Source organism: Mesorhizobium sp. M0408, from assembly GCF_040321495.1.
Lineage (GTDB): Bacteria > Pseudomonadota > Alphaproteobacteria > Rhizobiales > Rhizobiaceae > Mesorhizobium.
Genome location: NZ_JAMYRO010000016.1, coordinates 25,492 through 38,681, shown reverse-complemented (window position 1 = coordinate 38,681; position 13,190 = coordinate 25,492). Strand labels below are relative to the sequence as shown.

Here is a 13,190-nt window from a genome sequence, read left to right as displayed (position 1 = left end):
GTTTGCAGCGCGACACTACTGAACCCCAAGGCGCTTTGGAATGGCGAAGTTTTTAAACGAGACCTATTCCACCGTTACCGATTTCGCCAGGTTGCGAGGCTGGTCGACATCCGTGCCCATGAACACGGCGGTGAAATAGGCGAGCATCTGGATCGGCAGCGCGTAGATGATCGGCGAGATGATTTCCGGCACGCCCGGCAAAACGATCGTCTCCATCGTCTTCACCGTAGCGTGTGCGGCGCCCTTGCTGTCGGTGATCAGGATGATCTTGCCGCCGCGTGCCGCGACCTCCTGCATGTTCGACACGGTCTTTTCGAAGATGCGGTCATGCGGCGCGATGACGATGACGGGCATGTTCTCGTCGATCAGCGCGATCGGGCCGTGTTTCAACTCGCCGGCAGCATAGCCTTCGGCATGGATGTAGGAGATCTCCTTGAGCTTCAGCGCACCTTCCATGGCCAGCGGAAAATTGGTGTCACGGCCGAGATAAAGCACATTCTTGTAGTGCGAGAGGTCGCGCGCGACCTTTTCGATCTGCCCGTCGAGCTTTAGCACCTGGTTCGCATAACGCGGCGCTTCCGACAGCTCGCGTATCAGCGTTTTCTCCTGCTCCTGCGAAATCGTTCCGCGCGCCACGCCCGCCCGCACCGCCAGCGAGGCCAGCACGGAAAGCTGGCAGGTGAACGCCTTGGTCGAAGCGACGCCGATCTCCGGGCCGGCCAACGTCGGCAGGATGACGTCGGATTCGCGCGCCATGGTCGATTCGCGCACATTGACGACCGCGCCGATCTTCATGCCGGCCTTGCGGCAGTAGCGCAGCGACGCCAGCGTGTCGGCGGTCTCACCCGATTGCGAGATGAAGAAAGCGGCATCGTTCTTCGACAGCGGCATCTCGCGGTAGCGGAACTCCGAAGCGACATCGATGTCGACCGGCAGCCGCGCATAGCGCTCGAACCAGTATTTGCTGATCAGCCCGGCGAGATAGGCGGTGCCGCAGGCCGAGATCGCCAGCCGGTCGATCTTGGCGAAATCGAACGGCAGGTCGAGCGGCTTCGAGACGCCGCTGACGAAATCAACATAATGCGCCAGCGTGTGCGAGATCACTTCCGGCTGCTCATGGATTTCCTTTTCCATGAAATGGCGGCGGTTGCCTTTGTCGACCATGAAGCTCGTGCTGAGCGACTGTTGGCGTTTGCGGTCGACCTTGTTGCCGCCCATGTCGAAGATATCGACCTCGTTGCGGCGCACCACCGCCCAGTCGCCGTCTTCCAGATAGGTGATCGAATTGGTGAAAGGGGCAAGCGCAATGGCGTCGGAGCCAAGGAACATCTGGCCGTCGCCATGACCGACCGCGAGCGGCGGGCCGTTGCGCGCGCCGACGATCAGATCCTCGTCGCCCTTGAACATGATGGCGAGCGCAAAGGCGCCTTCCAGCCGCTTCAGCGCCTTGTGCGCCGCCTCAACCGGCTTCAGCCCCTTGGCCAGTTCGCGCGCCACCAGATGAGCGACGACTTCGGTATCGGTCTGCGAGGCGAAACTGTAGCCGTCGCGCATCAGCTCGTCGCGCAATTCGGCGAAATTCTCGATGATCCCGTTATGGACGATGGCGACGCCGTCGGAAAAATGCGGATGCGCATTGCTCTCGTTCGGAACGCCATGTGTGGCCCAGCGCGTGTGGCCGATGCCGATCATGCCGTCGAGCGGTTCGTCCTTCAGCCGGCGCTCGAGATTGACCAGCTTGCCCTCGGCGCGGCGGCGGTCAAGCCTGCCGTGCTCGATCGTGGCGACGCCGGCCGAGTCATAGCCGCGATATTCGAGCCTTTTCAGCGCATCGACGATAAGCGGCGCAACCGGCGAGTTACCGACAATTCCAACGATACCGCACATGGCGCTTGCCCCCGATTCCGACCTCAAACCCGGCGCTATTTAGAGACTGCCGGGCTGTCGCGAAAAATCACATTCCATTTCGTCCGGTATCAGCCGGACTATCCTGCACAGATGCACCATGACAGGGCGCACTTGCAATCCGGTTACTGCAATTGCTCAGTTTCTCCGCTTATGTATCCTATCTCGGCTCAACGGCTCCAGAAATCAGTCAAAGACATGATGCGGCTATGAACGAACGAATTGACACGGTGACGCTTTGGCGTCCGGTTGGGCCCCGCGAACTGGAGTTGATCCAGAGGGCAGGGATGCGCGCCTTTCCCCCTCGACTTGCCGATCAGCCGATCTTCTATCCGGTCACCAGCGAGGCCTATGCCACCCAGATCGCCCGAGACTGGAATGTGCCCGCGAGCGGATCAGGTTTCGTGACGCGTTTCGAGGTGCGTCGTAGCTTTCTGGACCGTTACAGCGTCCAGCATGCCGGCAGCCGGGCGCATCTGGAATACTGGATCCCGGCCGAAGACCTGTCGGCCTTCAACGATGCAATCGTTGGCGAAATCCAGCTTGTCGCCGAGTTCCGCTAGTCTACCCTTTTTTGCGGGCCGCCGCGGCCTGAGAAAAACGCTCTCGCAACTCCTTGCCCTTGCCGGCTAGAGTCCGCTGGCGGGCGCGGCCGAAGGCCAGCGCATCGTCGGGTACGCTTTCGGTGATGACGCTGCCCGAGGCGATGTAGCCGCCCTTGCCGATCGACACCGGCGCCACCAGCGAGGAGTTCGAGCCTATGAAGGCGCCCTCGCCGATATCGGTGAAGAATTTCGAATAGCCGTCATAGTTGCAGGTGATGGTGCCGGCGCCGATATTGGCGCCGGCGCCGATGCGGGCATCGCCGATATAGGTCAGATGGTTGACCTTGGCGCCCTCCTCGACGATCGCCTGCTTGACCTCGCAGAAATTGCCTACCTTGGCCTTGGTTTTCAGATCGGCCCCGGGCCGCAGCCGCGCGAACGGCCCGACATCGCAATTCGACGCGATGGTGGCGCCTTCGATATGGCTGAAGGCATGGATCTTGGCGCCCGTGGCGATTTTCACGCCCGGCCCGAACCAGACATTGGGTTCGACGATCGTATCGGCGCCGATCTCGGTGTCGTGCGAGAAGAACACAGTTTCGGGCGCAATCAGCGTAACGCCAGAAAGCATCGCCTCGCGCCGCCGGCGCGCCTGCCAGATACCTTCCGCCTGGGCAAGCTCGGCACGGTTGTTGATGCCGAGCGCGTTCTCGAAACTTGCTTCGGTGGCGACCACATCAAATCCCTGCGCAGCGGCGATCTCGACGATGTCGGTGAGATAATACTCGCCCTTGGCGTTCTTGCTGCCGACTTCATCGAGCAGCTTCAGCGCGTGCCTGCCGGCGACCGCCATCAGCCCGCCATTGCAGAAGGTAATTTTCTTCTCCTCGTCCGAGCAGTCCTTCTCCTCGCGGATGGCCACGAGCTTGCCGGCCTTTTCGATAAGCCGGCCGTAGCCCGAAGGATTTTCCGTACGGAAGCCGACCACGACGACGGCCGTACCTTCCGCCAGCTTCAGCCGCGCCGCCGCGAGCGCTTCCGGATCGATCAACGGCGTGTCGCCAAACATCACCAAGATGTCGTCATAACCTTTTGATATTGCTGCGCGTGCGGCAAGCACGGCGTGCGCGGTGCCGAGACGTTTTTCCTGAACGAAAGCCTCGGCCTTCGGCGCAAACTTGAGTGCGGCCTTGCGCATCTCATCGGCGCCATGGCCGATCACCAGCGCCAACTCGCCGCTGCCGGCGGCTTCGGCCGCCTTGACGACATGGGCAACCATCGGCAGGCCGGCGATTGTGTGGAGCACTTTCGGCACTGCACTCTTCATGCGCGTGCCTTCGCCGGCGGCGAGGATGATGGACAGGCAGGTTCTCTGGCTCATGGGATGGCAACCGTTGAAAGGGGTCTGGAATCGAAGCGTTAGTAGCACTGGCGCCATGCTGCACCAATGCGGTTAAATTCCGGTGAGACGGTGGAACCTCCAACCCGTGACACGCTCAAGCCGATCGGCTCAGGCGGCTTCCGCCTCGTTGCGTGATGCGAAACTGGAGGCTCGGCCACGGCCGTATTGCCGTGGCGAACAGTTCATGACCCGCTTGAAGGCTGTGCTGAAGGCGCTTTCGGATTCGTAGCCGAGCGAAAGCGCTATGACGGCGACGGGATCGCTGGAATTCGTCAGCCGTTCGCCGGCCAGCAGCATTCGCCAGCGCGTCAAATAGTCCATCGGCGACGCGCCAACCGTCTCCTTGAATCTGAGCGCAAAGGTCGATCGCGACATGCCGGCCCGTTCCGCCAGTTCCTGTAACGTCCAGCCATGCGCCGGATCGTCATGCATGGCGCTGATCGCCGCGCCGATCTGTTTGTCCGCCAGGGCAAAGAGCCAGCCGATGCCACCTTTCAATCCTTCCGAAAGATGCAGCCGCAGCGCCTGAACCAGCATCATGTGGGCGAGGTGCTGGATCACCAGAAAGCCGCCCGGTTGTGGCTCGCGCAGCTCCTGCATCATCCGCTCCACCGACCAGCGCAGCGCCGACTGGTCCGACTCTTTGCGGATATGCACAATGGCTGGCAGCATCCGCAACAGGATGCCGGCATGATTGCCGCCAAGCGCGAAGCGGCTGCTGACCAGAAAGAAATCACCACCGCCATTGTGGGTCACGACACCGCCGGCTCGCGCAGGCGGAAAAATCTTGACGGCTTCAACAGGCGTCAAGCTCATGTCGCTTGCAAGGCGGAAAGGCCGTCCACTCGGCAGCAGGAAGCAGTCTCCCGTCTCAAGGCGCACTGCGTCAGCAACGCCCTCCACAGATAGCCAGCACCGGCCGGAGACCGCCGCTCCGGTCTTGATGCTTTGCTGCTGGTCGGGGAACTGGATCGACCATTCACCACCAGCATCGAAACCGGCCGACATATAGTTTCGCGGCTTCAGCAGCGAGAGCACATCTGAAAGGGGATCCACAGGTCATTCCGGACGATTGCGAAGATAATACGGACTTTATCGCATAGATCGTATTTTCTCAAGCGCCTATCACGACATAACTGAGCCGCGAAAATGGTCGTGGTCAGAAACGAACAAGGAGAAGTCGTGATGCGTGTTTTCGTTACCGGAGCGACCGGATTCGTCGGTTCTGCCGTCGTTCAAGAACTCATCGGCGCCGGCCATCAGGTGCTCGGCCTCGCCCGCTCGGCGGCGTCGGCCAAGTCGCTTGCAGCCACCGGAGCCGAGGTGCATCGAGGTGACCTCGAAGACCTCGAAAGCCTCAGCAGGGGCGCAGCGGCAGCTGATGGAGTGATCCATACCGGCTTCAACCACGACTTCTCGAAATTCGCGCGAAATTGCGAGATGGACCGGCGCGCCATCGAGGCCTTGGGCGGTGCACTCGAAGGCTCCGAGCGGCCCCTGCTCGTAACCTCCGGAACCGCGCTCCAGGCGCGGGGCCGTATCGCGACCGAGGAAGATGTGCCTGTCCCCTCTTCCGCTTCGTATCCCCGCGCCTCCGAAGCGACAGCCGCCGCGCTGGCGGCACGCGGCGTGCGCGCGTCGGTTGTGCGCCTTCCTCCGGCGGTCCATGGCCAGGGCGACCACGCCTTCGTTCCTATTCTCATCGACCTCGCTCGCAAGAAGGGCGTGTCGGCCTATATCGGCGAAGGGCTCAATCGCTGGCCTGCCGTGCATCGGTTCGATGCCGCTCGCGTTTACCGGCTTGCGCTCGAGCATGGAGCCGATGGCGGGCGATATCACGCGATCGCCGAAGAAGGCGTGCCGTTCAAGGACGTCGCCGGCGTGATCGGCCGGCACCTGAACGTGCCGGTGGTCGCCAAGTCCGCGGAAGAAGCCGCCGATCATTTTGGCTGGTTCGCGATGTTCGCGGCGATGGATGTCCCGACCTCGAGCGAGCGGACTCGCGCGCTGCTGGGGTGGGCGCCGAGCGGACCCGGGCTCATCGCCGATATCGACCAGCCGGGCTATTTCGAAGGTGAATGGACCGCGTAGCTGCGGTGCCTTGCGCCGCAGCTACGGCCTCGCGCTTCGGCCGGGCGGCAAACCTATCCCAATTGCCCCAGCACCGGGAAAGTCTCGAGCAACCAATAGGACACCGCCTGCACGCCGCCGGTCAGGAAAAACACGCCGGCGACCACCAGCAACGCGCCGATGGCCTTTTCGACGCGGCCGAGATGGACGCGGAATTTCCCGAGAAAGCGCATGAAGGCGCCTGAAAACAGCGCCGCAACGAGGAAGGGAATACCGAGGCCGAGCGAATAGGCGGCAAGCAGCAGCGCGCCCTCGCCCACCGTCTCGCGGCCGCCGGCAAGCGTCAGGATCGGCCCCAGCACCGGGCCGATACAGGGCGTCCAGCCAAAGGCGAAGGCCAGGCCCATTACGTAAGCGGCGATCAGGCTGGCCGGCTTGCCTTGTGACTGGAAGCGCGCCTCGCGTGAAAGCAAAGGGATGCGCAGTACGCCGAGGAAATTCAGCCCCATCAGGATGATCAGCACGCCGGCTGCCATCGCCAGCGGCTCCTGCCAAACGCGCAGCAAATGGCCGATCGTCGAGGCACCGGCGCCGAGCGCGACGAAGACAGTCGAGAAGCCGAGCACGAAGGCGATGGAGGAATTGATCAGCGCGCCTCGCGCCCCGGCCTTTGCCGTAATGCCGGCTTCGCCGCGGAAATCGTCGACCGAGACGCCGGCCATATAACATAGGTACGGTGGCACCAGCGGCAGCACGCAAGGCGACAGGAACGAAATCGCTCCCGCCCCGATCGCACTGACATAGCCGACGTCCAATGCCATTTCCGTCTCCCGATGACTGCGCAGCCATATAGCCGCGACAACAGCTGTCCGCCAATCACCATCGCGTGGCCCCATCACATTGGGTAGCAAGCCGACGCCCGCCCGGGAAGAAAGGGCAGCCAGGCAGCGTTGATCAAACGAAGCTGCGTTGTTCCGCGCGCTTTTCGAATGATCCAGGGAGAAGTCCATGAAAACGATCGCAACTGGCATGGCCGCGCTTTTGCTCGGCACTGCCGCATCCTTCGCCGCCGAGGCGTGGAAGGAAGCGGAGGTCGGCAGCACCAAGATCTACACCGACGCCAGCGGCATGACGCTCTACACCTACGACAAGGACGAGGCGGGCAAGTCGAACTGCTACGACAAATGCGCCGCCAATTGGCCGCCGCTGAAGGCTGACGCCAACGCCAAGGCCGAGGGCGAGTGGACGATCGTCGACCGCACCGACGGCACCAGGATGTGGGCCTACGAAGGTAAGCCGCTCTACACGTTCATCAAGGACAAGAAGGCCGGCGACGTGACCGGCGAGGGTGTCGGCGGCGTCTGGCATATCGCCAAGGCCGACTAGGCCTTGAGCTTCTGATCGGCTGTAACAGGCGGTAACACGGCTGGTCGCTGGGAACTCGACCCAACCGCCCCGGCGGCCAGCTTTTCAGCACGGTACTTCCTTGCGACTGTCCGAGCAAAATGCCGGGCTACCGATTGCGCGCTTCACAGCATCTGTTCAAGCAGGGCTGGCGCGTGCTCGATGTTTCTCTTATATCCGCGGGAGAGTTTGTCCCGTTCTCCAGGATCAATTGCCGGGCTTGTCCAGCGATAGGCTGCCCATTTCCCTTATCCAGGATTGCGGAAAATCGCATGGCGCCGTTGGGTTGCGCATTCGGTACAGGGCCGCATTTTGACTGCTTGGCCTTGACCGGATGCAAAAGCGCGGCCATGTGAGCGACACATTGAACGAGATTTCGTCGCGCGCAGCGGAATTCTTCTGCCGCATCACAACTGATATGAGACCGTATGGACGTCGTCGTCGTCGAATCGCCGGCCAAGGCGAAGACAATCAACAAATACCTCGGCAAGAACTACAAGGTTCTGGCCTCGTTCGGCCATGTCCGCGATCTGCCGGCCAAGGATGGCTCGGTGCGTCCGGATGAGGACTTTGCCATGTCCTGGGCCGTCGACACCGCGTCTGGAAAGCGTCTCGCCGATATTGCCAAGGCGGTCAAGGACGCCGACGGGCTGATCCTCGCCACCGATCCGGACCGCGAGGGCGAAGCGATCTCCTGGCATGTTCTGGAAGTGCTGAAGCAAAAGCGCGCGTTGAAGGACAAGCCGGTCAGCCGCGTCGTCTTTAACGCCATCACCAAGGCGTCCGTGCTGGAGGCGATGGCCAATCCGCGCCAGATCGACGCGCCGCTGGTCGATGCCTATCTCGCCCGCCGCGCGCTCGACTATCTGGTCGGCTTCACGCTGTCGCCCGTGCTGTGGCGCAAGCTGCCTGGCGCCCGCTCCGCCGGCCGCGTCCAGTCGGTGGCGCTGCGTCTGGTCTGCGACCGCGAATCCGAGATCGAGCGCTTCATCCGCGAGGAATACTGGCAGGTCGCCGCCATTCTCGGTACGCCGCGCAAGGAAAATTTCGAGGCGCGGCTGACCGCCTTCGAGCGCAAGAAGCTGCAAAAGCTCGACATTTCTAACAAGGCGCAGGCCGACGACATCAAAGCGATGCTCGAAGGCGCCAGCTTCAAGGCGGCGTCTGTCGAAGCGAAGCCGACCAAGCGCAATCCCGGGCCGCCCTTCACCACCTCGACGCTGCAGCAGGCAGCCTCATCGGGTCTCGGCTTTTCGGCCAACCGCACCATGCAGGTGGCGCAGCGGCTCTATGAGGGCATGGAGATCGGCGGTGAGACCACCGGCCTGATCACCTACATGCGAACCGACGGCGTGCAGATGGCGCCGGAGGCGATCTCTGCCGCGCGCGATGCGATTGCCAAGGAATTCGGCCCTAAATACCTGCCTGAAAAGCCGCGCGTCTATTCGGCCAAGGCCAAGAATGCCCAGGAGGCGCACGAAGCGATCCGTCCGACCGATTTCATGCGCACGCCGGCTTCCGTCAAGCAGTATCTCGACGCCGACCAGGCGCGGCTTTACGAGATGATCTGGAAACGCGCCATCGCCAGCCAGATGCAGCCGGCCGAGATAGAGCGCACCACGGTCGAGATAGAGGCAGTCAACGGCCCGCGCACCGCCGAGCTTCGCGCTGTAGGCTCGGTTGTTCGCTTCGACGGCTTCCTTGCCGCTTACATCGAGCAGAAGGAAGAAGATTCGGAAGACGAGGAAAGCCGCCGCCTGCCCGAGATCCGTGCCGGCGAGCAGCTCACACGCGAGGCGATCAACGCCACCCAGCACACCACCGAGCCGCCGCCGCGTTATTCGGAAGCTTCGCTGATCAAGAAGCTGGAAGAGTTGGGCATCGGCCGGCCGTCGACTTATACGGCGATCCTGAAGACGCTCGAGGATCGTGACTATGTCACCATCGACAAGCGCAAGCTGGTGCCGCAGGCAAAGGGCCGGCTCTTGTCGGCCTTCCTCGAAAGCTTCTTCGAGCGTTATGTCGAGTACGACTTCACCGCTTCGCTGGAGGAAAAGCTCGACGAGATTTCCGACGGCAAGCTCGCATGGAAGGACGTGCTGCGCGATTTCTGGAAGGATTTTTCCGGCGCCGTCGCCGACATCAAGGAGTTGCGCGTCACCGACGTCCTCGATGCATTGAACGAGGAACTGGCGCCGCTGGTCTTTCCCGCGCGGGAAGACGGTTCGAACCCGCGCATCTGTCCGAAATGCGGCACCGGCAACCTGTCGCTGAAGCTCGGCAAGTTCGGCGCCTTCGTTGGCTGTTCGAACTATCCCGAATGCTCCTTCACCCGCCAGCTCGGCGACGCCGCCAATCCCAATGGCGAGAACGGCGGTGGCGAAGACGGCACCAAAGTGCTCGGCAAGGACCCCTATACCGCCGAGGAGATCACGCTGCGCAATGGCCGGTTCGGCCCCTATATCCAGCGCGGCGACGGCAAGGATGCCAAGCGCTCCAGCCTGCCCAAGGGCTGGACTGTCGATTCGATCGATCACGAAAAAGCACTCGCCCTTTTGTCGCTGCCGCGCGACGTCGGCAAGCATCCGGAATCCGGCAAGATGATTTCGGCCGGGCTGGGGCGCTACGGGCCGTTCGTGCTGCATGACGGCACCTACGCCAATCTCGACAGCATCGAGGACGTGTTCTCGATCGGCCTCAATCGCGCCGTCTCCGTGATCGCCGAGAAGCAATTGAAGGGCAAAGGCGGCCGCAATGGCGGCACAGCCGCTGCGCTCAAGGAACTTGGCGAGCATCCTGCCGGCGGCGGCAAGATCGTCGTGCGCGACGGCAAATACGGGCCTTATGTGAATTTCGGCAAGGTCAATGCGACGCTGCCGAAGGGCAAGGATCCGCAATCGGTGACGATCGAGGATGCGGTGGCGCTCATTGCGGAAAAGGAAGCCAAGGGCGGCAATGGCGCCAGGAAGCCCTTCCGCAAAGCGGCCGCGCCTGCGAAGAAATCGGCTGCGGCTAAAAAACCGGCGACCAGGAAAAAGGGATAGGACGGGTTGGCGCGCAAAGTCTCCGGAAGAAGCCACGGCGATCTGCGCACCGCCGATACCCGTGCCAAGGTCAGGGACAATTACCGGCCTTCACGCGAAGAGATACTGCGTCACATCGCCGAAAATCCGGACCGCGCCGGAAAACGCGACATCGCCAAGGCGTTTGCGCTGCGCGGCGAAGACCGCATCTGGCTGAAGGACGTCTTGCGCGACCTGCAGGATGAAGGCCTGCTGACCAAGGAGCGCAAGCGGCTTGCCCGTGTCGGCGCCCTGCCCCACGTCGCGGTGCTCGACATCTTCGGCCGTGACGCCGACGGTGTGCTGCTGGCGCACCCGACCGAAGCGATTGGCAATGGCGAACCTCCGGTCATAGCGATCCGCGTGTCGCGCGGCGGCAATGGGCCGACGCCTGGCATCGGCGACCGCGTGCTGGCCAAGACCTTTCCGACCGACGATCCGGCAGGCCCCGCCTATACCGGCCGGGTTATGAAGATATTCGAGAAACGCACCGATGCGGTTCTCGGCGTTTTCCGTGTGCTGAAGGACGGCACGTTCCGCATCGAGCCGGTGGAAAGGCGTCAGCCGGAGCTGGTCGTCGACAAGGAATTCCAGAACGGCGCCAAGAACGGCGACCTGGTCGAGGTCGAGCCGGCGCGGGCCTCGCGCTACGGGCTGCCGCGAGCCAAGGTTCTGGCGGTGTTGGGGTCGCTGACCAGCGAAAAGGCGGTCTCGATGATCGCCATCCACGCACACGACATTCCGCATATTTTCCCCGCCGACGTCATCGCCCAGGCGGAGGCAGTCAAGCCGGCGACGCTTGCCGGCCGCGAGGATTGGCGCGAGCTGCCGCTGCTCACCATCGATCCGGCCGACGCCAAGGATCATGACGACGCGGTGTTCGCTATGCCCGACACCGACGAGAAGAACGCCGGCGGCGTGGTTGTCACCGTCGCCATTGCCGATGTCGCTGCATACGTGCGCTATGCCACGGCGCTCGATCGCGAAGCGCTGAAGCGCGGCAATTCGGTCTATTTTCCCGACCGAGTCGTACCGATGCTGCCGGAGCGCATCTCGAACGACCTCTGTTCACTGCGCGAGGGCCAGGATCGTCCGGCGATAGCGGTGCGTATGACTTTCTCGGCCGATGGCCACAAACTCAGACACTCCTTCCATCGCGTCATGATGAAGTCGGCGGCGAAACTCGCCTATCAGCAGGCGCAAGCGGCGATCGACGGCGCACCGGACGACACGACTGGCCCGATCCTCGATACGGTGCTGAAGCCGCTATGGGACGCCTACGCGATCCTGAAGCGCGGCCGCGACACGCGCCAGCCGCTCGAACTCGATCTGCCCGAGCGCAAAATCCTGCTCAAGCAGGACGGCACCGTCGACAAGGTCGTCGTGCCGGAGCGGCTCGACGCGCACAAACTGATCGAAGAGTTCATGATCCAGGCCAATGTCGCCGCCGCCGAGACACTCGAGGCGAAGCGCCAGGCGCTGGTCTACCGCATCCACGATGCGCCCTCGCTCGCCAAGCAGGAATCGCTGCGTGAATTCCTGCAGACGCTCGGCCTGTCGCTGGCGCGCGGCGCGCAAATGCGGCCGAACCAGTTCAACGGCATCCTCGCTCGCGTGCGGGGCGCCGACAATGAGGGGCTGGTCAACGAAGTGGTGCTGCGCTCGCAGAGCCAGGCCGAATATTCGCCCGCCAATATCGGCCATTTCGGCCTCAACCTGAAGCGCTACGCGCATTTCACCTCGCCGATCCGTCGCTATGCCGACGTCATCGTGCATCGTGGGCTGATTGCCGCACTCGGCCTTGGTCCGGGGGGCCTGACGCAGGACGAGGCGGAGCGGCTGGAAGAGGTCTCGGCGCTGATTTCGGCGACCGAGCGGCGCGCGATGGCCGCCGAGCGCGACACGGTCGACCGGCTGATCGCCGCCTATCTCGCCGAGCGCATCGACGACCGTTTCGACGCCCGCATCTCGGGCGTCACCAAATCGGGCCTGTTTGTCCAATTGCCGCAGTATGGCGCGGATGGCTTCATTCCGGTTTCAACCCTGGGCGGCGACTACTATATATACGACGAAACTGCTCGATCGCTTTTCGGAGAACGCACCGGCAAGGGCTATCAGCTTGCTGATCGCGTCGAGGTTCGCCTGATCGAGGTGGCGCCGATGGCCGGCGCGATGCGTTTCGAGATGCTGACCGAGCCAAAGCCGCTGCCCGGCTCCAAACGGTCGTTCCACAAGGCCAAAGGCCGCGCCCGGGCGTCGCAATCGCGTCCAGGCTCCCGCGGCAGGAGACGGTAATGCCAACAGAACTGCAGGTGGAAGAACGGGTTTTCGGCGGCGAACATCACTCGGGCCGGACCGCCCGGCCGCTATGGACGGCAATGAAGCGCGGCATGCTCGGCCGCTGCCCGCATTGCGGCGAGGGCAAGCTGTTTCGCGCCTTCGTCAAGACCGTCGACAAATGCGATCATTGCGGCGAGGAGCTCCACCACCATCGCGCCGACGACCTGCCGGCCTATCTCGTGGTGGTCATTGTCGGCCACATCGTGCTCGGCGCCTTCATGGGTGTCGAGGCAACCTCGACGCTGTCGACCTGGCAGCACATCGCCATCTGGGTGCCATTGACCATCATTCTGGCCGTCGTCCTGCTGCAGCCAGTCAAGGGCGCTGTCATCGGCCTGCAATGGGCATTTTATATGCACGGCTTTGGCGGTGAAGAAGATCTGATCGAGTCGCATCCCGAGGCTTGAAACCGAGGCTGGCGCAATCGGCATGGCTGGACGCCACTTCCGCATCGGAGAAGAT

Annotated in this window: 10 protein-coding genes; 6 read left to right on the top strand and 4 right to left on the bottom strand. The window is 62.8% G+C overall.

The genetic code is table 11. The features are described from left to right. Positions 1 to 63 precede the first annotated feature (63 nt). Complete coding sequence (gene glmS / locus NKI67_RS19500; protein ID WP_352646448.1) at positions 64 to 1,887, bottom strand: glutamine--fructose-6-phosphate transaminase (isomerizing); 1,824 nt, start codon at positions 1,885 to 1,887, stop codon at positions 64 to 66. 227 nt (positions 1,888 to 2,114) lie between these two features. Between glmS and NKI67_RS19495 the strand changes: the two genes are divergently transcribed. Next, positions 2,115 to 2,468, top strand: coding sequence for a hypothetical protein (locus NKI67_RS19495; protein WP_023679968.1), 354 nt, complete (start codon positions 2,115 to 2,117; stop codon positions 2,466 to 2,468). A 1-nt stretch (position 2,469) separates the two neighbouring features. On the opposite strand, the gene glmU is transcribed toward NKI67_RS19495, so the two are convergent. Together glmU and NKI67_RS19485 are read right to left on the bottom strand one after the other, a co-directional pair. Beyond that, positions 2,470 to 3,831 carry a bifunctional UDP-N-acetylglucosamine diphosphorylase/glucosamine-1-phosphate N-acetyltransferase GlmU gene (glmU, locus tag NKI67_RS19490; RefSeq protein ID WP_352646446.1) on the bottom strand — a complete coding sequence of 454 codons (1,362 nt, stop codon included), beginning with the start codon at positions 3,829 to 3,831 and terminating at the stop codon, positions 2,470 to 2,472. 129 nt (positions 3,832 to 3,960) lie between these two features. Then, the gene (locus NKI67_RS19485; RefSeq protein WP_352646445.1) at positions 3,961 to 4,908 is read right to left on the bottom strand and encodes an AraC family transcriptional regulator; all 948 of its coding nucleotides are present in this window, start codon (positions 4,906 to 4,908) and stop codon (positions 3,961 to 3,963) included. Between the two features lie 129 nt (positions 4,909 to 5,037). On the opposite strand from NKI67_RS19485, the gene NKI67_RS19480 reads away from it, so the two are divergent. Continuing rightward, on the top strand, positions 5,038 to 5,943 hold the full coding sequence (locus NKI67_RS19480) for an SDR family oxidoreductase (RefSeq protein ID WP_352646442.1): 906 nt from the start codon (positions 5,038 to 5,040) through the stop codon (positions 5,941 to 5,943). 53 nt (positions 5,944 to 5,996) lie between these two features. On the opposite strand, the gene NKI67_RS19475 is transcribed toward NKI67_RS19480, so the two are convergent. Then, positions 5,997 to 6,743: a cytochrome c biogenesis CcdA family protein gene (locus NKI67_RS19475; RefSeq protein WP_352594490.1), complete on the bottom strand. Its 747-nt coding sequence runs from the start codon at positions 6,741 to 6,743 to the stop codon at positions 5,997 to 5,999. 187 nt (positions 6,744 to 6,930) lie between these two features. Here NKI67_RS19475 and NKI67_RS19470 point away from each other — a divergent pair, with 187 nt between their 5' ends. From NKI67_RS19470 to NKI67_RS19455, 4 genes are all read left to right on the top strand, one after another. Continuing rightward, the gene (locus NKI67_RS19470; protein ID WP_352594491.1) at positions 6,931 to 7,308 is read left to right on the top strand and encodes a COG4315 family predicted lipoprotein; all 378 of its coding nucleotides are present in this window, start codon (positions 6,931 to 6,933) and stop codon (positions 7,306 to 7,308) included. A gap of 446 nt (positions 7,309 to 7,754) precedes the next feature. Then, positions 7,755 to 10,370: a type I DNA topoisomerase gene (gene topA / locus NKI67_RS19465; protein ID WP_352646440.1), complete on the top strand. Its 2,616-nt coding sequence runs from the start codon at positions 7,755 to 7,757 to the stop codon at positions 10,368 to 10,370. 6 nt (positions 10,371 to 10,376) lie between these two features. Then, positions 10,377 to 12,683: a ribonuclease R gene (gene rnr / locus NKI67_RS19460; RefSeq protein ID WP_502909354.1), complete on the top strand. Its 2,307-nt coding sequence runs from the start codon at positions 10,377 to 10,379 to the stop codon at positions 12,681 to 12,683. Beyond that, entirely contained in the window at positions 12,683 to 13,135 is a 453-nt protein-coding gene (locus NKI67_RS19455) for a DUF983 domain-containing protein (RefSeq protein ID WP_352646438.1), read from the top strand. Before rnr ends, NKI67_RS19455 begins: the two co-directional genes overlap by 1 nt. The last annotated feature ends 55 nt before the right edge of the window (positions 13,136 to 13,190 follow it).